Source organism: Flavobacterium aquidurense (assembly GCF_001404985.1).
Taxonomy (GTDB): Bacteria; Bacteroidota; Bacteroidia; order Flavobacteriales; family Flavobacteriaceae; genus Flavobacterium; species Flavobacterium aquidurense_B.
Map to the genome: position 1 here is coordinate 201,159 of NZ_JRLF01000012.1, position 23,375 is coordinate 224,533.

At 32.9% G+C, this 23,375-nt stretch carries 23 protein-coding genes; 1 reads left to right on the forward strand and 22 read right to left on the reverse strand.

Annotated elements, in window-relative coordinates; all coding sequences use genetic code 11:
- Positions 1-2: 2 nt before the first annotated feature.
- From RC62_RS12705 to RC62_RS12715, 3 genes are read right to left on the reverse strand one after another with little or no spacing between them, the layout of a single operon-like run.
- Positions 3-1,028 carry a COX15/CtaA family protein gene (locus tag RC62_RS12705; protein WP_055095690.1) on the reverse strand — a complete coding sequence of 342 codons (1,026 nt, stop codon included), beginning with the start codon at positions 1,026-1,028 and terminating at the stop codon, positions 3-5.
- Positions 1,025-1,396, reverse strand: a complete 372-nt coding sequence (locus RC62_RS12710) for a hypothetical protein (protein ID WP_055095692.1) — start codon at positions 1,394-1,396, stop codon at positions 1,025-1,027. Before RC62_RS12710 ends, RC62_RS12705 begins: the two co-directional genes overlap by 4 nt.
- Positions 1,397-2,827 carry a CCA tRNA nucleotidyltransferase gene (locus tag RC62_RS12715; protein WP_055095694.1) on the reverse strand — a complete coding sequence of 477 codons (1,431 nt, stop codon included), beginning with the start codon at positions 2,825-2,827 and terminating at the stop codon, positions 1,397-1,399.
- A gap of 339 nt (positions 2,828-3,166) precedes the next feature.
- Between RC62_RS12715 and yaaA the strand changes: the two genes are divergently transcribed.
- Complete coding sequence (gene yaaA / locus RC62_RS12720) at positions 3,167-3,925, forward strand: peroxide stress protein YaaA (protein ID WP_055095696.1); 759 nt, start codon at positions 3,167-3,169, stop codon at positions 3,923-3,925.
- A gap of 866 nt (positions 3,926-4,791) precedes the next feature.
- Here yaaA and RC62_RS12730 read toward each other — a convergent pair.
- The 19 genes from RC62_RS12730 to RC62_RS12820 all read right to left on the reverse strand — a co-directional run bounded on the left by RC62_RS12730 (position 4,792) and on the right by RC62_RS12820 (position 23,374).
- Positions 4,792-6,378, reverse strand: coding sequence for a DHA2 family efflux MFS transporter permease subunit (locus RC62_RS12730; RefSeq protein ID WP_055095700.1), 1,587 nt, complete (start codon positions 6,376-6,378; stop codon positions 4,792-4,794).
- A 4-nt stretch (positions 6,379-6,382) separates the two neighbouring features.
- The gene (locus RC62_RS12735; RefSeq protein WP_055095702.1) at positions 6,383-7,462 is read right to left on the reverse strand and encodes an HlyD family secretion protein; all 1,080 of its coding nucleotides are present in this window, start codon (positions 7,460-7,462) and stop codon (positions 6,383-6,385) included.
- Positions 7,463-7,474: 12 nt separating this feature from the next.
- Positions 7,475-8,794 carry a TolC family protein gene (locus RC62_RS12740; RefSeq protein ID WP_055095707.1) on the reverse strand — a complete coding sequence of 440 codons (1,320 nt, stop codon included), beginning with the start codon at positions 8,792-8,794 and terminating at the stop codon, positions 7,475-7,477.
- On the reverse strand, positions 8,784-9,413 hold the full coding sequence (locus RC62_RS12745; protein WP_055095710.1) for a TetR/AcrR family transcriptional regulator: 630 nt from the start codon (positions 9,411-9,413) through the stop codon (positions 8,784-8,786). Before RC62_RS12745 ends, RC62_RS12740 begins: the two co-directional genes overlap by 11 nt.
- 125 nt (positions 9,414-9,538) lie before the next feature.
- Complete coding sequence (locus tag RC62_RS12750; RefSeq protein WP_055095712.1) at positions 9,539-11,230, reverse strand: M1 family metallopeptidase; 1,692 nt, start codon at positions 11,228-11,230, stop codon at positions 9,539-9,541.
- 90 nt (positions 11,231-11,320) lie between these two features.
- Positions 11,321-12,082 carry a tryptophan synthase subunit alpha gene (gene trpA, locus RC62_RS12755; protein WP_055095715.1) on the reverse strand — a complete coding sequence of 254 codons (762 nt, stop codon included), beginning with the start codon at positions 12,080-12,082 and terminating at the stop codon, positions 11,321-11,323.
- A 224-nt stretch (positions 12,083-12,306) separates the two neighbouring features.
- Entirely contained in the window at positions 12,307-13,044 is a 738-nt protein-coding gene (locus RC62_RS12760; protein WP_055095717.1) for a carbon-nitrogen hydrolase family protein, read from the reverse strand.
- A 9-nt stretch (positions 13,045-13,053) separates the two neighbouring features.
- Positions 13,054-13,374, reverse strand: a complete 321-nt coding sequence (locus RC62_RS12765) for a gamma-glutamylcyclotransferase family protein (RefSeq protein ID WP_055095719.1) — start codon at positions 13,372-13,374, stop codon at positions 13,054-13,056.
- A 144-nt stretch (positions 13,375-13,518) separates the two neighbouring features.
- Positions 13,519-14,700: a tryptophan synthase subunit beta gene (gene trpB / locus RC62_RS12770; protein WP_055095721.1), complete on the reverse strand. Its 1,182-nt coding sequence runs from the start codon at positions 14,698-14,700 to the stop codon at positions 13,519-13,521.
- 12 nt (positions 14,701-14,712) lie between these two features.
- Positions 14,713-15,336: a phosphoribosylanthranilate isomerase gene (locus RC62_RS12775; RefSeq protein ID WP_055095723.1), complete on the reverse strand. Its 624-nt coding sequence runs from the start codon at positions 15,334-15,336 to the stop codon at positions 14,713-14,715.
- Between the two features lie 84 nt (positions 15,337-15,420).
- Positions 15,421-16,200, reverse strand: coding sequence for an indole-3-glycerol phosphate synthase TrpC (trpC, locus tag RC62_RS12780; protein ID WP_055095725.1), 780 nt, complete (start codon positions 16,198-16,200; stop codon positions 15,421-15,423).
- A gap of 74 nt (positions 16,201-16,274) precedes the next feature.
- Positions 16,275-17,267 carry an anthranilate phosphoribosyltransferase gene (gene trpD / locus RC62_RS12785; RefSeq protein WP_055095726.1) on the reverse strand — a complete coding sequence of 331 codons (993 nt, stop codon included), beginning with the start codon at positions 17,265-17,267 and terminating at the stop codon, positions 16,275-16,277.
- Between the two features lie 57 nt (positions 17,268-17,324).
- The gene (locus RC62_RS12790) at positions 17,325-17,729 is read right to left on the reverse strand and encodes a GNAT family N-acetyltransferase (protein ID WP_055095728.1); all 405 of its coding nucleotides are present in this window, start codon (positions 17,727-17,729) and stop codon (positions 17,325-17,327) included.
- A gap of 51 nt (positions 17,730-17,780) precedes the next feature.
- Positions 17,781-18,347, reverse strand: a complete 567-nt coding sequence (locus RC62_RS12795) for an anthranilate synthase component II (protein WP_055096696.1) — start codon at positions 18,345-18,347, stop codon at positions 17,781-17,783.
- 96 nt (positions 18,348-18,443) lie between these two features.
- Positions 18,444-18,893 carry a hypothetical protein gene (locus RC62_RS12800; RefSeq protein ID WP_055095730.1) on the reverse strand — a complete coding sequence of 150 codons (450 nt, stop codon included), beginning with the start codon at positions 18,891-18,893 and terminating at the stop codon, positions 18,444-18,446.
- Positions 18,894-18,967: 74 nt separating this feature from the next.
- On the reverse strand, positions 18,968-20,368 hold the full coding sequence (locus tag RC62_RS12805; protein ID WP_055095732.1) for an anthranilate synthase component I family protein: 1,401 nt from the start codon (positions 20,366-20,368) through the stop codon (positions 18,968-18,970).
- A gap of 297 nt (positions 20,369-20,665) precedes the next feature.
- Positions 20,666-21,943 carry a hypothetical protein gene (locus RC62_RS12810; RefSeq protein WP_055095734.1) on the reverse strand — a complete coding sequence of 426 codons (1,278 nt, stop codon included), beginning with the start codon at positions 21,941-21,943 and terminating at the stop codon, positions 20,666-20,668.
- A 200-nt stretch (positions 21,944-22,143) separates the two neighbouring features.
- Positions 22,144-22,710 (reverse strand): YceI family protein, encoded by a 567-nt coding sequence (locus RC62_RS12815; protein WP_055095736.1) that lies wholly within the window; start codon positions 22,708-22,710, stop codon positions 22,144-22,146.
- Between the two features lie 31 nt (positions 22,711-22,741).
- A complete protein-coding gene (locus tag RC62_RS12820; protein ID WP_055095737.1) occupies positions 22,742-23,374 on the reverse strand; it encodes an NAD(P)H-dependent oxidoreductase in 633 nt (210 codons plus the stop codon).
- Position 23,375 lies beyond the last annotated feature (1 nt).

A 23,375-nucleotide genomic window follows, 5' to 3' on the forward strand; every position in this document is an offset into this window, starting at 1 on the left:
ATTTACTTACTCAATCTGTGCAAAGTAAAAGTCATGGCACTCAAAAGGAAGAAGGCCATAATCTGGTGAATTAATCCTAAAGCTAACGGAACACTATATAAAAGTGTAAAAACGCCTAGCGCAAATTGAATAAATACGAAAACGACTAAAGTTTTAATTCCGTTTGCTTGTGTTCTGGAAAGCGAAAATTTTGTGCTTTTATAATACAAGAACAAAATAAAAGCAACGACAACATATGCAAAAGTTCTGTGTACAAACTGAACACCGCTTTTACCCTCGATTAAATTTTTGACCAAAGTTGATTGTTCTATAAAAACAGAATCGTGTATAAATTGCCCGTCACTCATTAAAGGCCAATGATTGTGAATTAATCCGGCATTTAAACCTGCTACAAAACCACCATAAATAATCTGAATTAAAAGTGCAACAAGTGCAAATCGTGCGATATTTCGAAGCGGAATCACTTTAGTAATAGTTCTTTCCGGATAAATTAAATCCAAGGCTACCCATAAAGTATATGCAAAAGTGATAAAGGCAAAAGTAAGATGCAAAGAAAGTCTGAAATGACTAACATCCGGATTATCAATTAATCCGCTACGAACCATAAACCATCCAAGAAAACCTTGAAAACCTCCCATTGCCAGAAGAACAATACATTTTTTGATGGTAGCTTTATCCAGTTTTTTCCTAATTAGGAAATAAACAAAAGGAACAAAGAAAACAAGTCCGATGATACGACCAATAAAACGGTGAAACCATTCCCAGAAGTAAATAAATTTATAATCGGCTAATTGAAAATCATTGTGAATGTTGATTTTTTGATACTCAGGAAATTTCTTGTATTGCTCAAAAGCTTCATTCCATTTTGCTTCAGTCAATGGTGGAAAAGTATCTGTTACTAAATGCCAATCCGTCATTGATAAACCTGAATTGGTCAAACGCGTAATTCCGCCAACAACAACCATTAAAAATAATAAAACACAACCTGATAGTAACCAAATGATTACTGATTTATTCTTTTTTTTCATTCTTTTCCAATTAATTCAATCTCGTTAATCTTGTTTTTGCTTTTTCTTTCTCTTCTTTTTAAATAAAGTTTTAATAAAGTAAAGTTTGCTATAATATTGATAATTAAGATCACTGTCATAATTATTATTCTATATTGATAGCTTTTAATATTCATTGTTATTTTAAAATAATCAATTAAAACTACATTTTGAAATATTGCACCTATAATCATTATAGCAGATATCGAAGCAATACTCATTAAAAAAAAGAAGATTTTATATTTATAGTGACTATCGTTCGTTCTATTAATTTTTCTAATAAAAATAATATTAGTTACTAAGACTATTAATATTAAAATAATAGAAAAAACAGCCCCTAATAGATCCATTTACTTTTTAGGCGTTAAATTTAATTTTGCAGCTCTATTAATAATAAAATCATATGCAGCCTGATATTCATTCGGGATGTCACCTTCTAAAATAGCTTCTTTCACCGCTTCTTTCAAAACTCCAATTTCCCGCGAAGGTTTTAAATCGAACATTTCCATAATTTCTTCGCCAGAAATTGGCGGTTGAAAATTACGCACATGATCTCGTTCTTCTACTTCGACAATTTTCTTGCGAACAATTTCAAAGTTCTTATGATATTTCTTGAATTTCGACGGATTCTTGGTAGTAATATCAGCTTCACATAATGTCATTAAGTCCTCTACATCTTCACCGGCATCAAAAACCAGACGACGAACTGCGCTGTCAGTCACAATATCCTGCGCCAGAACAATTGGGCGGGAACTCATAATAACCATTTTTTGCACAAATTTCATTTTGTGGTTTAATGGCATATGCAAACGTTCGAATATTTTTTTAGCCATTTTACCGCCTAAAAATTCGTGTCCGTGAAACGTCCATCCTTGTTTTTTAGTGAAACGTTTTGTTGGTGCTTTTCCAATATCATGCAGCAAAGCTGACCAACGCAACCAAACATCATCTGTATTTGGGCAAATATTATCAACAACTTCTAAAGTGTGATAAAAATTGTTTTTATGTGTATGACCTTCAATTTCTTCCACCTGATTTAAAGCTGTTAATTCAGGTAAAATAATATCTAAAAGTCCGGTTTGATATAAAAGTAAAAAACCAATCGAAGGTTTATCTGTAGACAATATTTTATTTAATTCATCAACAATTCTTTCGCCAGAGATAATTTTAATACGATCTGCATTTTTAGTAATCGCGTCAAGAGAGTTTTTCTCGATTTCGAAATTCAATTGCGTTGCAAAACGAATTGCACGTAACATTCTCAAAGGATCATCAGAATAAGTAATATCTGGATTTAAAGGTGTTTTAATTGTTTTGTTTTCTAAATCTGCCAAACCATTAAAAGGATCAGAAAGATCTCCGAATGTTTTTTCGTTTAGTGATAATGCCAAAGCATTGATGGTAAAATCACGACGATTTTGATCGTCTTCTAGAGTTCCGTTTTCAACAATAGGATTTCTGCTGTCAAAATTATAAGACTCTTTTCTGGCGCCAACAAATTCAATGTCTGTATCTTCAAAACGTAACATTGCCGTTCCGTACGTTTTAAAAACTTGTACTTTTGGTTTTTTTGGAAGTAATTCAGAAACTTTCAAAGCCAGTTCGATACCGCTACCAACAGCAACAACATCAATGTCTTTTTTTGAGCCCCGGTTTAAAAGCAAATCCCTGACAAAACCACCAATCACATAACTGTCTACGTTGAGTTCCTGAGAAGCTTTCGAAATTATTCCGAAGATTTTATGTTCTAATGCTGTTTTATAGTTTGTTTGTATAGCCACGAATTCACTAATTTAAAAAATTACATTTCTTTTCTTGAAGAGAATGAAACGTCCGCAAATTTACAACATAGAAAATGCCTATTATAATGTAAAGGGCACTTTTTTATAGAAATTCACAGTTTGAGGTGAAGAATTTTATCAAAATAAAAATGGTAGCCACGAATTGCACTAATTTTCGCGAATTAGATTGAATGTAGAAAAAAGAAATTTGTGAAAATTAGTGGAATTTGTGGCGAAAATAAAACGAAAAAAGATGTATACTACTATCAAACAAATCAATTGCAATAACATTTTTTTAGAAATTCAATTTGTATTTTTGAATTCTATAAAAACGTACACATGAAAATTGTTATATCGCCAGCGAAGTCATTAAATTTCGAAAAAGAATTACCAACTCCTCAATATACAGAACCAGCTTTTTTAAAAGAAGCACGTCAGGTTCATAAAGTTTTAAAAGAAAAAAAACCGGCTGAATTATCTGAATTAATGTCGATTTCGGATAAATTATCAGATCTAAACTGGAAAAGAAATCAGGATTGGAAAACGCCTTTTTCTCCTGAAAATGCACGTCCGGCAATTTATACTTTTGACGGAGATGTTTATACAGGATTAGATGCGTATACAATTCCGCTGGAAAAGGTAGAAGTTTTACAAAACAAACTTAGAATTTTATCCGGTCTTTATGGTGTTTTAAAACCATTAGATCTAATGCAGGCGTATCGTTTAGAAATGGGAACAAAACTGCCAATTGGTGAATACAAAAATCTGCACGAATTCTGGAAACCAACTGTTACTAAAGCTCTAAATAAAGAACTTGAAAAAGGAGAATTGTTTGTGAATTTGGCTAGTAATGAATATTTTTCGGCAGTAGATGTAAAGGCTTTAAAAGTTCCTGTTATCACTCCGGACTTCAAAGATTATAAAGACGGAAAATTAAAAATAATCAGCTTCTTTGCTAAAAAGGCAAGAGGAATGATGGTTCGTTATATTATTGATACGAATGCCGAAACTATTGATGATTTAAAAGGTTTCAATTATGAAGGATATCATTTTGATGCCAATCTTTCTGAAGCGAATCATTTGGTTTTTACAAGATAGGTTTTTTTTGAAAAAGGCTCAAAGGTTCAAAGTTGCAAAGGCTCTGAGGTACTAAGTTTCTTATTAGAGAATCGGAGATTCGGGCCATATTGTAGGGAGAGATTTTAATCTCTTCAAATTCAAGAATATTTTAGGGAGGCATTTTAATCCCTTCTTTTTAAGGAGTAAAAATTCAAATACTAAAATTATAAATGGTTAGATATAGGGTTTTTACAGAAAGTAAGAAGTTTGTTGTAACAAACAATGTGATTTTATACTCTTCCTTAATCGTTGGATTTTTGTTATTTATTTTACAAAAATATGTTTTTAGTTATTTTTTAATTCCTGAAAAAATTTTAGGGTTTATTTTGCTTTCAATATGGTTGATAGGAATTTTTTTCGTCATATTTTTTAGTTGGCATACTTATGAACCATTAAAAGGAAAATTAGATTCCTTTTTAGAGCTTCATGAAAATTATATTGTTGTAAAAAAGGATATTTTTTTTTAGATGAAATCAAATCTATAGAAATTCTAAATTTTGATTTTAAGGGTGACCATAATTATGGTGGAAAAGGAAATTATAATGGAACGTTATCAAATGGAATTGGAAATCTTTTCAAAATAAAATTAATTTCAGGGAAAAATGTAGAAGTTCACTTTCAACAAGATAAAAATAATGAAATGGCTTCCGCAAAAAAAGAATTAGTTAATTATTACCAAAAAGGAAAAATTTCTTTGAAGAATTTTGCTGAAGTTTTAGGTTACAAAGAATCTGATCTAGATATAATTGAATCAACTATAAAATATTACTCCTGAATCAAATAAAAAATAAAAAAGCCGGACTAATTAAATAGCCCGGCTTTTTCGTATTATAAATCAATTATTATTAATGCATTGCATCAGCAGGATTAATTTTGTTTTTTCCTTTTTTAATGAAAAGAATAATTGGTATACAGAATAAGAACATGATTCCCAGATACATAAATATATCCATGTATGACATCACTGTACTTTGTTTCAAGACTGCGTAATCTATTGCCTGATAGGCTTTTTTAAGGGCAACATCAGCACTATAGCCTTTCGCTTCAAAAGCTCTTTGCATTCCTATAATGCGTTGTTGAACCTGATAATTGGCAGGATCTAAATTCGTTAATAAATTAACTCTGTGTTCCTGGCTTAAACGAGTGATAAAAGTGGTAATGATTGCAATACCAAATGATCCTCCTAATTGTCTCATCATTCCGGTAAAAGCAGCTCCTTCACCAATATGTTTTCCTTTTAATGTAGAAAGCGAAAGTGTTGTAATTGGTACAAAAAGTAATCCTAATCCAATTCCTCTTAAAATCAAAGGCCAATACATATGTTCAACTCCGGTATCAGGCGTAAGACGGTTTCTCATCATAAAGGTAAAGAAGAAGAAAATTAAAAATCCTATTCCAACCATATATCCTTGCGGAACCCCTTTTTGAATCATATTACCTACAAATGGCATCATGATCGCTGTTGTAATCGATCCCGGAATCAATAATAATCCGGCATCAGTGGCTGTCCATCCTAAAATTGACTGCGTGTAAATTGGGATAATCAAAGTTGATCCGTATAAACCAAAACCAAGAATAAAACACATTACGGTTCCAATTCTTAAGTTACCATCTTTTAAAACACTTAAGTTTACAATTGGATGTTTATAAGTAAGCTCTCTCCATACAAATAAAATTAATCCAAGAACTGTAACTACACTTAAGGTTACAATAAGCGAATCATTAAACCAATCATCTTGTTGTCCGTGTTCCAAAACGAATTGTAACGATCCAATAAATGCGGCTAATAATATAATTCCCCACCAGTCAACCTGATTTGCTTTTAATTTTTCTCCATATTTAGGACTTCTTACAAAAGTAAGTGCCAGAATTGTAGCAATAATTCCTAACGGAATATTGATATAAAATATATAAGGCCAAGAGTAATTATCTACTAAATATCCTCCTAAAGGCGGGCCTAAAGTTGGACCAACAATTACACCCATTCCGTAAATAGCTTGCGCCATACCACGTTTTGCCACAGGATAACTTTCGGTAATAATCGTTTGAGCTGTTACAAGCAGGGCACCACCACCCATACCCTGAACAAATCTAAAGGCGACCAGTTCCCAAATATTACTGGCGTTACCACACAAAAAGGAGCAGACTGTAAATATTATGATAGAAGCCACAAAATAGTTACGTCTCCCAAATTGCTGCGAAAGCCAACTCGTCATCGGAATTACAATTACATTCGCAATTGCGTATGCTGTAATTACCCAAGCCACATCAGTCAAAGTAGCACCAAGGCTACCTCGCATGTCTGTTAGTGCTACGTTTACAATCGTGGTATCTACAATTTCCAGCAGTGCACAAAGTACTGCAGTAATCGTAATGATCACACGTCTATAACCGTATTCTACTAAATCGTCGTCTCCTTGTACTGCTGTCATTATTTTATTTTAAATGTACGTCTACGTCAACATTCATCCCTGGTCTTAGTAATTTTACTTTTTCAGGATCGTTTGATTCATCTAAACTAATTTTTACAGGTAATCTCTGAATTGTTTTTACGAAGTTACCAGTCGCGTTATCAGGAGGTAATAATGAAAAACGTGATCCTGTAGCAGGAGAAAATGAAGTTAATGTACCTTTGAATTCATATTTAGGATAAGCATCAACTTTTAAGCTTACTTTTTGTCCCACAACCATTTTGTTCAATTGTGTTTCTTTAAAGTTTGCAACAACCCAAGCTTCGTTGTTATTGATAATATAAAATAATGATTGTCCTGGCTGAACCAATTGTCCAGGCTGAATATCTACTTTAGAAACCTGACCATCAATTGCTGCAGTTACAACAGTATATGTTAAGTTTAAATGTGCAACATCCAACATCGTTTTTGCTCTTTTGATATTTGCAGCAGCAACTTCAGTTTGTTTGTCTGAAACTTTAGATTTAGACTGGATCACTGATTTTTGGTAAGAACTTGCTCTTTGTTGTTGCTCTAAAACACGTACTTGATTTTCAGCTTCATCTTTTGCAGATAATGCCTGCTCATATTGTTGTTTTGTAATTGTATGCGTTTTATACAAATTGCTGTAACGGTTATAATCGTTTGTAATTTGTCTCAATCTAATTTTAGCACTTTCGATAGAACCACTTGCAGATCTCATTTGAGCATCAGAAACTGAGATGTTTGCATTTGCACTTCCAATGTCGGCTTTTGCAGCTTCATATTGACCTTCAGCACCTAATAATGCAGCATTAGCTTCATCAATCTTTAATTGGTAATCTCTTTTATCGATAGTAAATAATGTATCTCCTTTTTTTACAAAGTCATTATCTTTTACATACACTTTGCTAATATATCCAGATACTCTAGGAATAATTGGATTCATTTTTTTCTCGATTTGGGCATCATCTGTTTCTTCATGAGCCAATGAGTGCATGTATTTTGTTATTCCGTAAGTTCCGCCCACTAAAATCAATACGGTTAGTATGATGATGAATTTAGTATTTGTTTTTTTCTTTTCCATGAGAGCTATCGATTATATTTTAGAAAGATTGAATGATTGTGATAATTGTCCTGATACTGAAAGTAATTCGTAATATTTTTGAATTATAGTTGCTTTAGATACAGCAGTATTGATTTTAGCGCTTAATTGCTCAACATCAGCCTCAACCAAATCATTGGTGTCCGCTAAACCATTGTCGAACTTATCTTTTACAAGTCTGTAATTTTCAGATGCCTGTTGAAGCGCTTCGTCATAAACAACACTTTGATTAATAGCAAGGTCATAATCTTCAATAGATTTTTGAACCTCAACTTTAATGCGATCTGTCATTACAGCTTCTGTATTCTTAACTTCTAATGCTCTGCTTTCAGCTTCTCTTACATGAGCACTATTTTTGTAAATTCCAGAGATATCATACGTTAAGCCCAAACCAAAGTTCATGGCATATTTTACAGTAATAATATCTTTAAGGTCTAAAGCAGTATAACCTCCAAGTAATGCTAATGTAGGATAGTATGCAGCCTTTGCGACTTTAATATTTGCTTCAGAAGCTTTTTGTTGAAAACGAATCGCTTCTAAATCTTTTCTGTTTTGTAATGCTAAAGCATCAGATGTTGGAGCATTACTAGTTTTTAAATTAAAGAAATCATCTTCATTAACCTGAAGTTTTGTACTTGGATCCAGCTTAAGTAAAGTAGTTAGATAAAAGTTGATGTTATTAAGGTTATTAGTAGCTTCATCAATAGATAATTGTGTTTTTGAAACTAATAATTGTGACTTTAATAAATCATTTCTTGGGATGATTCCGTTTTTCTCTAATTCTGTAAAATCAGTAACACGCTGTTTGGCGCTTTTTTGATTTTCATTTAAAACATCCAAAGTTTTTTGAGCTTTGTATAAAGCAGTATAATATGTAATAACTCTTAAAGCTACATCTTCTCTTGTTTTAGAAGCATTTGCATTTTCAGCTTCATATAAGTTATCATATGCACTAATGCTATTTTGAATTTTAAATCCGGCAAAAAGAGGCAGACTTAAATTAGCCATTCCAATCATTGCTCTGTCAGGAGATGCCAAAGATGCATTTTCTCCCTGATTAGGCATATCAATCGATGCTTTTGTAAGGCGTTGATATTGTCCTGAAACTTTAATATCAGGATATTGATTGTTTTTTACCGATTGTAATTCGTACTTTTTTGTGTTTACCTTAGTGCTGGCAAGCGTAACTTCGTTACTTTTTTCCCAGGCCAATTTAACGGCTTCGTCCAAGGTTAAACTTGTTTTTTCTTGTGCTTCTATTGATGAAATTCCGATAAAGAAAATCCCAAAGAGCATTAATTGACTAATTTTCATAAACAAGTAGCGCTTTTATAGTTTGTTGAATGTGCTTTGTAAGACTGGTTTTAATATAATCATTGTACAATGCGTCTGTTTTTAGATTCAATAATTCTTCGAAGAAAGGTTTATTCATATGAAAGTGAAAAAAGGTTCCAATGATAGTAGGAGTAATAAGCGGAATGATAACATCTTTCCTGAAAACACCTTTTGACTGACCTTGTGTAATAATACTTTCAACAGATTTTAAATTTCCTTTTTTTAATTCTGTAAAAGCTGCCATGCTTTTTTCTCTGTTTTTTGAGTTCAGTTCAAAATGTAAAACCCTGAAAATTCCTTTGTTACAGCTAATTCTGTTAATGTAAATTTCGATTAATTTATTGACTTTTTCAATAGGTTCGAGATTTTCCTGTAATAAATTTTCCAGTTGTAGTTTTAAATCTGATGTTTTGTAGATAATTAAAGCCTCTAGCAATCTTTCTTTAGAACCAAAATAATACGAAACCATTGCAATATTTATTTTTGCATGTTTGGAGATATCCCGTATCGATGTACCTTCAAATCCTTTTTCAGAAAATAGCTTTTCAGCAACCTCAAGAATCTGAATTTTTTTATCGTTAAATTCGAAGTTTGACATGGTATTGTTTCTAATCGGGTACAAAATTAAACAAGCGTTTAATTTAAACAGTTGTTTAATTTTATTTTAACATAATTTTAACAGAAAACCATGTAGTAATTTGAAACTGTTTTTTGCCTTTAAAACTACTCAGATCCATTGATTTCTTTGACTTTTATGTAAAAATTAATATCTACTTGTAAAGGATTTATATTATTTTGTAACTCTGCTTTCGTTGTTTTCCAACTTGTATTTGGATAAATCCAAACATCTTTTGTCAAGTTTGTTTTAATAGGCATAGCAAAATTTTCGTTGCAATTTGCATAGCGATATATCAATTCACCATTATGTACTTTATATTCAAAAACCGGAACATTGTTCGTTCTAAGATATTGATCAAAAAGATATTTAAAATCAATTCCTGATGATGCGCTTATATAATTTTCTATCTCATTTGTTGTAACCACTTTATGATAGAAAGTGCGATTTAAGCCTTGTAATATTTCGAGAAATTTCGAATCATTATTTACAATCGTTTTAATCATATGTAAAATTGCCCATCCTTTTACATAATTATCCTGACTTCCATCTTCATTTATGCCGTATCGCGCAATAATAGGTTTGTCGTTTGCTATAGTTCTAAATCTGCCAGCCATAAATTCATTTCCGGCCTGTTTACCTGATATGTCTGCAATAATGAGTTCTTCTGCCAGACCTGAAAAGCCTTCCTGAATCCATCTGTCAGCGATATCTATAGCGGTAATACTATTACCAAACCATTCATGGGCCATTTCATGAACGATAATTTTATCTGTTTTTTTGCCCCAGCCCGTATTAGAAATATCTCCTCCTTTTTTATTGGTTCCTCTTTTGTAGGAACTGCCATATGCAATCGCACTTTGATGTTCCATGCCAATATAAGGCGCATCAACCATTTTAAAACCGTCTTCATAAAAAGGGTAGGGACCAAACCAATGTTCCAGAGATTTCATGGTTGTGTTTACCTCAGGAATCATATGATTTTCAGCTTTTTGTTTGTTGTAATCAAGAAAGTGGTAATTCATGGATAAATTTCCTTTTTTACCTTTATAAACCTTGCTGATATTTACATAATTACCTACATAAAATGAAATCGCATAATGACTTATTGGGTTTTTAACTTCCCATTTATAAGTAGATGTATTATTACTGTTTTTGGTTTTATTTTTTAAACGTCCGTTTGCTATTGCACTTAAATTATCCGGAACCGTAATAGAAATTGTAGCTCCTTTGTCAGGTTCGTCATACATCGTGTTTTTGCAGGGATACCACAAACTGGCTCCTTTATATTGGCATGCAACTGAAATCCATGGACGATTTAATGAATCTTTTGCCCAAACTAATCCGCCATCCCACGGTGGTTTAATAGATTCTGTGGGTTTGCCCGAATAATAAATGGTAATTTTATTTTTTTTAGAAGCTTGATTTTGTGGAATTTTCAAGTACCAGATATTCTGATTTTGTGTATAATCGACTTTTTTACCTTTTTGAAATACGCTGTCTATTTTAAGCGGACTTAGTAAATCAATCTGCATTAAATGAGAATGCTTCTTGCTTGTAATATTATACTCAATTACATTTTTTCCTGTGATCGTTTTATTGATGTAATCAGGATTAATACTTAAGTCATAATGTTGAATATCCCACCAAATTCTTTCCGGAGTAATAGAGCCATTAAGTGTATCGTGCTTAGTTGGGATTCTAAGAGATGTATTTTCCTGTGCCTGAAGCGAGCAAAGCAACAAATTCAGAATAAAAAGAAAAGATGTTTTTTTATTAATTATCAAATATATCAGCATACACGGATTTTTAAGAATTATAAAATCCGTGTAAATTACATTTTATTTATCTGATTTCGCTCATAAATCTGTTGATTTTTGAACTTTCGATTATCGAATCTCACCAACAAATTCTTCAATTTTCCCGGAACCGCTTTCGCTTAAATGTTTGATAAAAGCACTGCCAATAATCGCTCCTTTTGCAAATTTAGTTGCCTGATTAAAGGTCTCTTTGTTTGAAATACCGAAACCAATAATTTGTGGATTTTTAAGGTTCATGTTTGAGATTCTTTCAAAATAATCTTCCTGAACGTTTCCAAAACCTGATTGAGATCCCGTAACACTAGCAGAACTTACCATATATATGAATCCGTTTGAAACGCTGTCGATAAAACGAATGCGTTCGTCAGATGTTTGCGGTGTGATCAAAAACACATTTATTAAGCCGTATTTTTCGAAAATTGCTTTGTATTCGTCTGCATAAACATCAACTGGTAAATCAGGAATAATTAATCCGTCGATACCAATTTCAGCACATTTTTTACAAAATTCTTCCACTCCGTATTGTAACATCGGGTTAAAATATCCCATAATAATCAACGGAATTTTTACGCTTTCGCGGATATTCTTCAACTGATCAAAAAGAATTTGAGTCGTCATTCCGTTATGAAGCGCCTGAGTTGAACTTGCCTGAATAGTTGGTCCATCTGCCAAAGGATCACTAAAAGGCAAACCAATTTCGATTAAGTCAACACCATTTTTTTCTAAATCCTGAATGATTTGAACGGTGTCATTTAAATTAGGATATCCAGCCGAAAAATAAATCGAAAGTATCTTTTTATCTTCTTGTAATTTTTGAGTTATTCTATTCATCATTTTTATTTTTTATCCTAACAGGTTTCCAAAACTTGTTAAGTATGTTATTATTTAGCCAGAGGTTAAAAAGATTGTTTCAGATTTTTTATTTCACGCAGATTTGGCAGACTAAGCAGATTTAGTAAAAATAAATCTGCGCAAATCAGCTTAAATCCATTTAAATCTGCGTGAAATAATTTGCAACAAGAATCAGTAACATCATTCTAATCTGTGGTATCTTTTTAATTTTTTATAATCTTACTTGTCCAATTATCATTTTGTTTTTCTAGTAATAACAATCCGGAATCTGAATCATTCATTTGAGCAACCAATTCGCCTTTGTTATTCCAGAAAGCACTTTGTCCAGCGGAAGGTGAACCCCAGGATTCACCACTGAAATTCGACATCAAAATATTCATTTGATGTTTTTGAGCATAGTTTTGCAAATCTCTGTATGCATTCGGAATTCCGTTTGGCGAAAAGAAAATACTGGCAATATAAATATCAGTTTCTCTTTTAGAGGCTTTTTGCGGATGCAGCGGATTATCAATATCGGCACAAATAGCAAATGAAATGTTTTGATTTTCAATCTTAATCATCGGATTATAATCAAAAGAAGGTTGAAAAAATTCCTCTTCTCCTTCATGTAAAAACTGCTTTGTGTAGATTTCAATTCTATTATCCGGAAAAATTATAAATTCCCCAATAAATATTTCCAAATCAATTTGAATTGGAGCTCCGGCAACAATAATAATATTATTTTCAAAAGCCAATTTTTTCAGATGATCTAAACGTGAATCATCTTTTTCAAAAGCTAATTTTTGAGCATGTTCTCTTTCATAACCTGTAATAGACATTTCAGGAAATGCAATTAATTGCGCTCCGTTTTGCACAGCCAATTCTACAAGACGATAATGATCTAATAAATTAGTTTTAATGTCTCCTCTTGTTGGTTTTGTTTGTGCTGCAGCTAAAATCATATCAACTTTTTATTTATTTTCTATATAAACCCAGGCCACTTTCCCAGACTTCAATGTTACCTGAACTCTTTTGTATGAATTCGATTCGAATATATCTACTTTAGCTAAATCTGAAGCCAAAATATTAAAAGCAACACCATGTATAGGATCTGAAGAATCTGCGCTGGGTACTGCTACAACATAGTCTGCCATTCCAAATTCTTCTTCAATTTGCAGACTTTTTAGTTTGTAACCCAGCAGCTCATCACGAGTTCCGGTTAGCACTTTATTAAAAAGCTGCATCTGAATTTGTTTTGATCTTAATGTTCCGTATGAGAATAACTTTTCCATAAATTACTATTTTTCTCGTTATTTGTTTGCGTTAGGGATGGGAGCGGCATCGCCCAATTTAGAAAAACATGGCTTTTTAGCCATAGTTTTTGTTAATTGGGAATATAGCAGACAGCCCGACCGAAGGGAACGCCCAAATTAATCTTATAATTTAAAATAATCAATATAATTGTCTAAATCTTTATCGCCACGGCCAGAAAGACTGATAACTACGATATCAGTTGGTTTAAATTTCTTTTGGTCTAAAACGGCAAAAGCATGCGCGCTTTCAATCGCCGGAATAATTCCTTCTAGTTTTGTCAATTGTAAACCAGCATTCATTGCATCATCATCTGTAACCGAAAAGAATTCTCCACGACCGGTTTGTGCCAAATGTGCGTGCATTGGTCCAACTCCGGGGTAATCCAAACCTGCAGAAATTGAATAGGGTTCTGTAATTTGCCCGTCAGGAGTTTGCATTAAAAGGGTTTTACAACCATGAATAACGCCTACTTTTCCTAATTTACTTGTTGCTGCACTATGACCGCTATCAACGCCTTTTCCGGCTGCTTCTACGGCAATAATTCCAACTTCGGGTTCGTGCAAAAAGTGATAATATGTTCCAGCTGCATTACTTCCGCCACCAATACAAGCGACTACATAATCAGGATTTTCACGTCCTTCTTTTTCTTTTAACTGCCATTTTATTTCCTCAGATATTACACTCTGAAAACGGGTAACCATATCCGGATATGGATGTGGACCAATTGCAGATCCAATAATATAATGTGTGTCAACAGGATTATTAATCCAATCGCGAATGGCTTCATTTGTAGCATCTTTTAGGGTTCTTGAACCTGAAAGTGCGGGACGAACCTCAGCGCCCAACATTTTCATTCGAGCCACGTTTGGTGCCTGACGTGCAATGTCGATTTCGCCCATATACACGATACATTCCATTCCCATAAGAGCACAAACAGTAGCAGTTGCCACGCCATGTTGACCAGCTCCTGTTTCGGCGATAATTCTTTTTTTACCCAAACGTTTCGCTACTAATATTTGTCCAATTGTATTGTTTACTTTATGTGCTCCGGTATGGTTTAAGTCTTCTCTTTTTAAGTAAACTTTGGTATTGTATTTTTCAGATAAACGTTTTGCAAAATAAAGCGGACTTGGACGCCCAACGTAATCTTTTAGTAATTGGTCAAACTCGGCTTTAAAATCAGGCTCGCTTGTTATTTTTAAATAATTCTGGCGTAATTCTTCTACATTTGGATACAGCATTTCAGGAATGTAAGCTCCTCCAAATTCTCCGTAATATCCTTTTTCGTTGACGTTAAAATTCATTTTTTCGAAATTTTAAAGGTTGACAATTTCAAGTTTTCGTTTGAAATTGGTTAATAGGTTTTTGTTTTTTAATCCGGGCTCAATTTCAAATCTACTATTTACATCAATGGCGTAAACCGGTAATTTTAGATTTTTAATCGCTGCTATTTCTTCTATTCCAATACCACCACTTAAGAAAAAGGGCTTATCAGATTTATAATTTTTTAATATTTTCCAATCGAAAATTGTTCCGTTTCCTCCCGGTAATTTTCCTTTGGTATCAAACAGAAAATAATCACAGACATTTTCAAAAGGCTTTATACTTTCGAAATCAAAATTGTCTCCAACTGAAAACACTTTTATGATTTCGACTTCCTTATCGATTTTATTTTTTAATTCCTCACAATATTCAACAGATTCATCGCCGTGTAACTGAATGGCCTGTAAATTGTGTTCTTTTATTTTGACTATGATATTCTCAATAGATTCATGTACAAAAACACCAGTTTTTTTAATTGTTTTTATAAGTTCTGGAATCTTTCCGGTAAAATATCGAGCAGATTTCTCATAGAAAATAAATCCCATATAATCGGGTAGGAGTGCGCCTACTTCGAGAATATTCTCAGGATATTTCATGCCGCATATTTTGAGTTTCATTTTTTTTGATGCTTTAAGCTTTAAGCTGTAGGCTTTAGGCTAAATTAGTAATGTTAAGAAGGGGTATTGCTTATAGCTTAAAGCCTAGAGCTGACTAATAAAGTCAATAGCTGCTTTTCCGGCGTTGTCGGTTTTCATGAAGTTTTCTCCAATTAAGAATCCGTTGTAACCGTAAGGTCTAAGTTCTGAAATGGCTTCTATTGATGAGATTCCGCTTTCGGATACTTTTACAAAATCATCCGGAATTTGTGATGCCAGTTGTTTACTGAAATCCAGACTTACTTCAAAAGTTTTCAAGTTTCTGTTGTTTACACCAATCATATCTAAACTAGGCATAATCGATTTTTCTAATTCTTCCTGATTGTGAACTTCAAGTAAAACTTCTAAACCCAATTTTTTTGCAAATTCTGATAACAATTTGATTTCTTCGCGTGTTAAAACCGCAGCAATCAATAAAATTAAATCGGCGCCAAAAGCTTTAGCTTCGAGAATCTGGTATTCATCGACAATAAATTCTTTTCGCAATAGCGGAATATTTACACTCGCTCTTGCCAAAAGTAAATCATCAAGTGAACCTCCAAAATATTTTCCGTCCGTTAAAACAGAAATTCCGCAAGCGCCTGCATTTTCGTAACCTTTCACAACTTCTTCAACCGTAAAACTATGATTGATTACTGATTTTGAAGGCGAACGGCGTTTGTGTTCAGCGATAATTCCGGTTGAACTTGTTTTTAGTTTCTGACTCAAAGAAATCGTTTGTCTTTCGAAAAAAACAGAACTTTCCAACTGCGAAACCGGAATGATCGATTTTTTAAGAACGACTTCTCGTTGTTTATCAAATATTATTTTATCTAAAATATTCATGGCTTTTGTTTTGCCACAAAGTCACAAAGACGCAAAGTTAATTTGTGCTAATTCGTGAAATTTGTGTTTGTTTCTTATTTGCTTAATTCTTGTAATGTCTGCAATGCTTTTAATCCCTTTCCTGAGAACAGACTCTCTTTTGCCAATTCAAAACCTTCGAGCGGAGAACACTTTGTAACCGTTGCGATTGCCATTGCAGCATTGGCTAAAACTACATTATTCTGTGCTTCAGTTCCTTTTCCTGAAATGATATTGGTAAACATTTCTGCCGACTCTTCGATTGTTTTTCCACCTTCGATTTCGCTTTGAGATAAAAGTCTAACGCCAAAATCTGAAGAGTTTAACATTCCTTCCATATGTGATGTGATCGTTTTGGTTGGACCGGTTAAGGAGATTTCGTCATATCCGTCAAGCGAATGTAAAATCGTGAAATTGATATCCGTATTTTGATATAAATAAGCATACATTCTAGCTAATTCAAGATTGAAAACACCTACTAATTGATTTTGTGGAAACGAAGGATTCACCATTGGTCCCAACATATTAAAGAAGGTTTTTACCGCTAATTCTTTACGGATTGGTCCAACGTTTTTCATAGCAGGGTGAAATAGGGGAGCGTGCAAGACGCAAATTCCGGCTTTATCTATACATTTTTCTAAAAATGAAGGATCATTACTGAATTTAATTCCCATTTTTTCCATTACGTTGCTTGATCCTGAAATCGATGAAACACCGTAATTTCCGTGTTTGGCTACTTTTATTCCTGCTCCTGCAGATATAAACGAAGCTAAAGTTGAGATATTGAAAGTGTCTTTTCCGTCACCGCCTGTCCCGCATAAATCGATTGTATTGTAAGCTGATAAATCAACACGAACGCACAATTCTAATAATGCTTCACGAAATCCGGAAAGTTCATCAATTGTAATGCTTCGCATCATAAACACGGTCAAAAATGCCGAAATCTGACTTGGATTATATTGACCGCTCGAAATATTAATCAATACGTTTTTAGCTTCTTCTTTAGAAAGCACTTCGTGGTTGATTAATTTATTTAGTATATTTTTCATTTTTTTAAGGTTCTAAGTTGCTAGGCTTTTTTCTGTAAACTGAGACTGTAAACTGCTTTAATGTTCATTTCCCTGATAAATCCACATGGGCTCTGTTTTTCCGGCTCTTTCAAATCCGTTTTTCTTGTAGAAATCAACAGATCTACCGTCAGCGGTTAACATTTGCATATGAAAGTGACTGTATTTTTCCTGCATTTTATCTACAATCAATTTCCCAATTCCTTTTCCCTGATAATCTGGAAGCACTAATAAATGCGGATAATAAACCGTTAAAAATCCATCAGAAATTGCATTCCCAAGTCCGACTAATTTTTTTCCTTCCCAAGCCGTAATTAAGGTTTCTGAATTTAAAAGAGCATTATATAATTCGTTTGGCTTATTTGCTGAACTCCATTCGTTTGCTTTGTATAAAACCAATATATCTTCAAGATTGATTTCTTTAGTTTCTGAAATAGTTATCATTTTTTGAGATTCTAAGTTGCTAAGGTTTTTTCTGAGACTGAATACTGTAAACTAGCTCTTTATCCAGTTCTCTAAAATCAATTTCCCTTTTGGCGTAAGCACGCTTTCCGGATGAAACTGAACGCCTCTTACATCATAAGTTTTATGTCTTAGTGACATAATTTGTCCGTTTTCATCGATTGAAGTTGCTTCCAGAACATCTGGTAAATTTGAATCAACAACCCATGAATGATAACGTCCTACTTCGAATTCATTTCCTAAACCTTCAAACAAAATTTCATCTGAAACTACTGTTTTTACGTTTGTTGCAACACCATGATATACTTTATCAAGGTTAGAAAGTGTTCCGCCAAAAACTTCTCCAATGGCTTGTTGTCCCAAACAAACGCCTAAAATGCTTTTTGTTGGAGCATATTTTGCGATTACTGCTTTTAATAAACCTGCTTCATCCGGAATTCCGGGACCTGGGGAAAGAAGTATTTTATCGAAAGCAGCGATTTCATCAATTTCGAATTCGTCGTTTCTGTAAACCGTAACCTCGCAATTTAAATCCTCTAAATAGTGCACTAAATTATAAGTGAAACTATCGTAATTGTCTATAACTAATATTTTTTTCATTTTGTTTTTATTTTGTTTCAAGTTTTCTTTTGTTTCATGTTTCAAGTTCTGTAACTGAAAACTGTAACTGAAAACTGTAACTGAAAACTATTTTTTTTACTTTTCTCGAACGTATTTTTCTGTAATAATGCGATCGATTCCTAATTTCTCTACTTTTTCAATTCCTTTTTGAGTTAAAGTGTCATTTTTAATTTTTACCACAAATTCAAATTTTCCATTTTCCCATTGTCTGTTATTGAAGAACTCTAAATTCTCAGTATAAATACTATCTTTTAAAGTATATTTTCCGCCTCCGCCAAAAAATACTGCATTTGTTGAATCTTTACCATTATTTAAATCATGATTGAAAAATGCAAAATGAGTGTTATTTATAATTTTTATCATCTTCGTTTTTGGATTGAAAGTCGAGAACGTTGAATCTTTTTCAGTGGTTTCTGCTGATATCAGACGCCAGGTTCCAACCAACGGAATTACTGTTGTTTCTTTCTTAGATTCACATGATACTAAAAGAACGAAAGCAAAAGCAATAGCAATTAAATTTTTCATAGGTTTTATGGTTTATTGTTTGTTTTGTTTCAAGTTTCAAGTTTGCAACTGTGACTGAAAACTGCGACTGAAAACTAAATTTTCTCCGCCATTTCAAGCGCTGTATTCAATGCTCTTAATTTATTATAAACTTCCTGCATTTCACTTTCTTCGTCAGAACTTGCTACGATTCCGGCTCCGGCCTGACAATGTAACTGATGGTTTTTGCTCAGGAATGTTCGAATCATAATCGCGTGATTAAAGTTGCCTTCAAAATCCATGAAACCAATTGCGCCTCCGTAAAAATTACGATTTGTTTTTTCGTAATCTTCTATTAATTGCATCGCTCTGTGTTTTGGAGCACCGCTTAAAGTACCCGCCGGAAAAGTATCTGCAACAACCTGCATTGTGGTTGCTTTTTCATGCAGATGGCCTGTAACTTTAGAAACCAAATGAATTACGTGCGAGAAAAATTGCACTTCTCTGTATTTTTCGACATTTACATCATGTCCGTTTCTACTTAAATCATTTCTGGCTAAGTCGACCAACATTACGTGTTCGCTGTTTTCTTTTTTATCCTCAGAAAGTTGTTTTGCTAAAACGGCATCACGCTCATCATTTCCGGTTCTTTTAAAAGTTCCGGCGATTGGGTGAATCTCAGCTTTTCTGTTTTTTACGATAATTTGTGCTTCGGGCGAAGAACCAAATATTTTGAAATCTCCATAATCAAAAAAGAATAAATATGGTGATGGATTGATACTTCTTAAAGCGCGGTAAACGTTAAATTCATCACCTTTGAAACCTTGTGTGAAACGACGTGATAATACCAATTGAAAAACGTCTCCACGGAAACAATGTTTTTTGGCTAAAGCTACATTGTGTTTAAATTCATCATCGGTTAAGTTAGAGAAACCTTCGCCTTCTTTAGAGAATTTATAAGATGCAATATTTCTGGATTGTAATAATTGTTCAATTTCCGAGATATTGTTTTTTCCATCTACACTATGACAAAAAATGTATGCTTCATTTTTGAAGTGATTTATGGCGATGATATTTTGATATACTGCATAAAACACATCCGGAATTAAAGTTGCACTATCTTTTTTAGCGATGGAAACCTTTTCGAAATAGCGAACTGCATCGTAAGAAATGTATCCGAATAAACCATTATTAATGAATTTAAAATCGTTTTTCTCAGATTTAAACTGGCTCGAAAATTCCTGAATTACTTCTGGAATGTTTGTCGAAGAATCAATGTTAACCTGTGATGTTGTTCCATCAGGAAAAGTTTTTGATATGACTTCATTTTCGATTTTAATAGTAGCAATAGGGTTACAGCATATGTAGGAGAAACTATTATCATTTCCGTGATAATCACTACTCTCTAATAATAAACTATTAGGGAATTTATCTCTGATTTTAAAATAAATACTTACCGGAGTAATTGTATCTGCCAGAATTTGTTTGTAATGCGTGTTGAGTATAAATGGTTTCAAAGTATGTTGTTTTTTAGTTTAATATATTTTTGCTTGAGTTTTTACCAAAAAAAAAAGGCTTGTCGTGATGACAAGCCTTTTATATTTATAGTTTTACAATACCATAGGAAGCTTTGTTCACGACGTTTGACGTAAATTCTTCCACCACCAAGTATTGTTCATTATTGTTTTCATATCTTATTTTTGATGTCACAAATATATAAATGTAATTTGAATTACAATACATGATTTGTAAAAAAAATCTTTTAATAATCCATAAAATTGTTAAATTCTGTAAAATATTATTTGTTTAAAGGCTTAATTCCCAATTGCCAGTGTATTGTTTTGGTTCATTCGAAAATCAGGATTCCCTTTGATATTAGGCATTGTAAACAATTCAATATTTTTTATTCTTGTAAAATTAATTTCAAAATCAGGATTATTATAATATTTCTGAATTGTTGTATTAGCACCTCCGGCTTCGCTTGTAATTCCTCCATTGCAATTATTCACAATTAAATTTTTGAAAGCTATTTTAGCTAAATTAGCTTCTCCATTTCCAATATTTCCTTCCAATAACGCAAACGGAGTGAAGCCTGAAATAATACTATTGGATAAAGTAAAAAAAGTATCTTCTCTAACATAAACGGATTCTCTGACAAGTCCTTGGTTGTTTTCTTCTAAATTCACCAAAGTAATGTTACTGGCATTTATTTTGGTCATTTTTTTAGTCATATCAGTGTTTCCAATTTTATCATATGAATCTACTTCAAAACATCTTGATCCTGAAACATCAGATGAAAATGGATGACGAACAGCAATACTATTATTGATATTAATCTGAGCTCCTTGTGTAAAATCGAAATCATCATCTGTAGTTCTGTATGAAACAAGATTATTCATATTCAAATCTCCGCCATAACATTCGAAAGAATCGTCGTTAGAAAAACTAATCTGAATATTACTTAAAACTGTTTTTTTACCCACACCGGCTAATGAAAGTCCGTTAAGTTCCTTGGCAGCACTTAGTTTTCTGCCGGAATATTCGATACGAACATATTTTAAAATTCCTGAATTATCTTCAGCATCTTGTCCTCCGTAATGATTTAACATTGGTTCTAAATCAAATGGTAACGTGTGTATGCCTCCAATCGTGTTTATTGGCGCTTTTCCAAGTATAATGATGCCGCCCCAATCTCCTGGTTTTCTGTCTGCTATTTCTTTATTCGAAGTAAAAACAATAGGATCAGTTTCTAATCCTTCGGCTATTATTTTTGATCCATTGGTAATAACGAGTGTTCCACAAGTTTTGTCATCGCCGCGAATAACTGTTCCCGGCTCTATGGTTAAAACTGCATTTTTGGTTACGTAAACAACTCCAACTAATTGATATGTATTACGTTTGGTAAGTTTAGTGTCTTTATCAATAGTTCCTGCAATAATGTTTGTAGCTTCGCTATATTCAGTGTTGGCTGGTTTAAAATTGGTCCAGTTGCTCATCCAGTTTGTGTTGCCTATAATTCCTTTAGGTTGTTGGGCTTGTATAAATAAAGTGCTTAGAAGAGTAATAATTACAATACATGTTTTTGTTTTCATAACTATGATTTTGAATTTCTAGTTTTGTTTTTTAATTACCCCAAAATTAGAAGCCGAATGTTAATCAAAGTCCTGTATGTTGTTACGAAAGTGTTACGTGATTGTTAAGGAGGTTATGTTTTTGAAAATAAATAAAAAAAACAAACCCCAATAGTTACTAACTATTGGGGTGTTATTATAAGAATTAGTAAATCTTAAAATTAGAATTTTAAAGCTACAGTTAATTCGAAATCGTCATTGATAGTTTTATCTCCTAAGTTTTCGAAGAAGTTACCAGAGTTGTATTTGATATCGTATTTAGTTCTGTCAACTTTGAAAGCTGTTGTAGCAGTGTTTCCGTTTACAGCGATGTCAAAAGTTACTGGTTTAGTAATTCCTTTGATAGTTAAGTCAGCAGTTACAGTATAAACGTCAGTTGCTTTAGCTCCGATAGTTTTGAAAACTAATTTTGCAGTTGGGAATTTATCCGTTCCAAAGAAATCGTCAGCTTTTAAGTGACCATTCAATTTTCCTTGATATTCTCCAGTTAAGTCAGTTGAAGTTAAAGAAGTCATATCAACAGTGAAAGATCCACCAGTTAATTTTTTTCCTTTAAAAACTACAGCTCCATCTTTAAAGTTTACAGTTCCAGAGTGTTCTCCAGTTACTTTTTTACCTACCCATTTGATAGTAGATGCTTTTACGTCGATTTTTTTAGTTTGAGCATTTACTGAAATACTAGCCGCTGCTACGAATAATGCTATTGCAATTGTTTTTAAATTTTTCATGTTGTTAAAATTGATTTTGGATTAATAATAATTATATAGTGATAAATAATTCCTCGTGAGATTTTCTAACTTTTTTGTAATGTTGAGCGTCGTCCTCATTATGTCTGTATCCTACAGTAGCAATAACTGAAGCGTTTAAACCTAATTTATCTAAGCCTAAGATTTCATTGAATGCAGCAGGATTAAAACCTTCCATTGGCGTTGCATCAATTTTTAATTCAGATGCAGCACTTAATAAAGTTCCTAAAGCGATATAAGTTTGTTTTGCTGTCCAGATATTTTTAGCATCTTGTGATAAGTTAGCGATTGTACCTTTCATCATATCAGCAAATCCAGCCAAAGCATCAACAGGAACACCTCTTGTTTCGCTGATATTTTTGATGTAAGCATCTACAGATTCTGCTCCGGCGTTTAAGTCGTTTGCAAAAATAAATAGTTGAGAAGCATCTGTAATTTGAGTTTGTCCGTAAGCAGCAGCTTTTAATTGCTCTCTAATTTCCGGATTTTCTACGATAATTACTTTGTAAGGTTGTAATCCGTATGAAGAAGCACTTAGTCTAACAGCTTCTTTTAAGGTATTTAAATCTTCTGCAGAGATTTTTTTGGTTGCATCAAATTTTTTAGTTGCATATCTCCAGTTTAGATTGTCTAATAATGTGCTCATA

What these genes read in the sequence shown, in the direction of transcription:
- RC62_RS12705 (WP_055095690.1), bottom strand. Translation starts at nt 1,028, where the DNA reads ATGAAAAAAAAGAATAAATCAGTAATCATTTGGTTACTATCAGGTTGT.
- RC62_RS12710 (WP_055095692.1), bottom strand. Translation starts at nt 1,396, where the DNA reads ATGGATCTATTAGGGGCTGTTTTTTCTATTATTTTAATATTAATAGTC.
- yaaA (WP_055095696.1), top strand. Translation starts at nt 3,167, where the DNA reads ATGAAAATTGTTATATCGCCAGCGAAGTCATTAAATTTCGAAAAAGAA.
- RC62_RS12730 (WP_055095700.1), bottom strand. Translation starts at nt 6,378, where the DNA reads ATGACAGCAGTACAAGGAGACGACGATTTAGTAGAATACGGTTATAGA.
- RC62_RS12735 (WP_055095702.1), bottom strand. Translation starts at nt 7,462, where the DNA reads ATGGAAAAGAAAAAAACAAATACTAAATTCATCATCATACTAACCGTA.
- RC62_RS12740 (WP_055095707.1), bottom strand. Translation starts at nt 8,794, where the DNA reads ATGAAAATTAGTCAATTAATGCTCTTTGGGATTTTCTTTATCGGAATT.
- RC62_RS12745 (WP_055095710.1), bottom strand. Translation starts at nt 9,413, where the DNA reads ATGTCAAACTTCGAATTTAACGATAAAAAAATTCAGATTCTTGAGGTT.
- RC62_RS12750 (WP_055095712.1), bottom strand. Translation starts at nt 11,230, where the DNA reads ATGCTGATATATTTGATAATTAATAAAAAAACATCTTTTCTTTTTATT.
- trpA (WP_055095715.1), bottom strand. Translation starts at nt 12,082, where the DNA reads ATGAATAGAATAACTCAAAAATTACAAGAAGATAAAAAGATACTTTCG.
- RC62_RS12760 (WP_055095717.1), bottom strand. Translation starts at nt 13,044, where the DNA reads ATGATTTTAGCTGCAGCACAAACAAAACCAACAAGAGGAGACATTAAA.
- RC62_RS12765 (WP_055095719.1), bottom strand. Translation starts at nt 13,374, where the DNA reads ATGGAAAAGTTATTCTCATACGGAACATTAAGATCAAAACAAATTCAG.
- trpB (WP_055095721.1), bottom strand. Translation starts at nt 14,700, where the DNA reads ATGAATTTTAACGTCAACGAAAAAGGATATTACGGAGAATTTGGAGGA.
- RC62_RS12775 (WP_055095723.1), bottom strand. Translation starts at nt 15,336, where the DNA reads ATGAAACTCAAAATATGCGGCATGAAATATCCTGAGAATATTCTCGAA.
- trpC (WP_055095725.1), bottom strand. Translation starts at nt 16,200, where the DNA reads ATGAATATTTTAGATAAAATAATATTTGATAAACAACGAGAAGTCGTT.
- trpD (WP_055095726.1), bottom strand. Translation starts at nt 17,267, where the DNA reads ATGAAAAATATACTAAATAAATTAATCAACCACGAAGTGCTTTCTAAA.
- RC62_RS12790 (WP_055095728.1), bottom strand. Translation starts at nt 17,729, where the DNA reads ATGATAACTATTTCAGAAACTAAAGAAATCAATCTTGAAGATATATTG.
- RC62_RS12795 (WP_055096696.1), bottom strand. Translation starts at nt 18,347, where the DNA reads ATGAAAAAAATATTAGTTATAGACAATTACGATAGTTTCACTTATAAT.
- RC62_RS12800 (WP_055095730.1), bottom strand. Translation starts at nt 18,893, where the DNA reads ATGAAAAATTTAATTGCTATTGCTTTTGCTTTCGTTCTTTTAGTATCA.
- RC62_RS12810 (WP_055095734.1), bottom strand. Translation starts at nt 21,943, where the DNA reads ATGAAAACAAAAACATGTATTGTAATTATTACTCTTCTAAGCACTTTA.
- RC62_RS12815 (WP_055095736.1), bottom strand. Translation starts at nt 22,710, where the DNA reads ATGAAAAATTTAAAAACAATTGCAATAGCATTATTCGTAGCAGCGGCT.
- RC62_RS12820 (WP_055095737.1), bottom strand. Translation starts at nt 23,374, where the DNA reads ATGAGCACATTATTAGACAATCTAAACTGGAGATATGCAACTAAAAAA.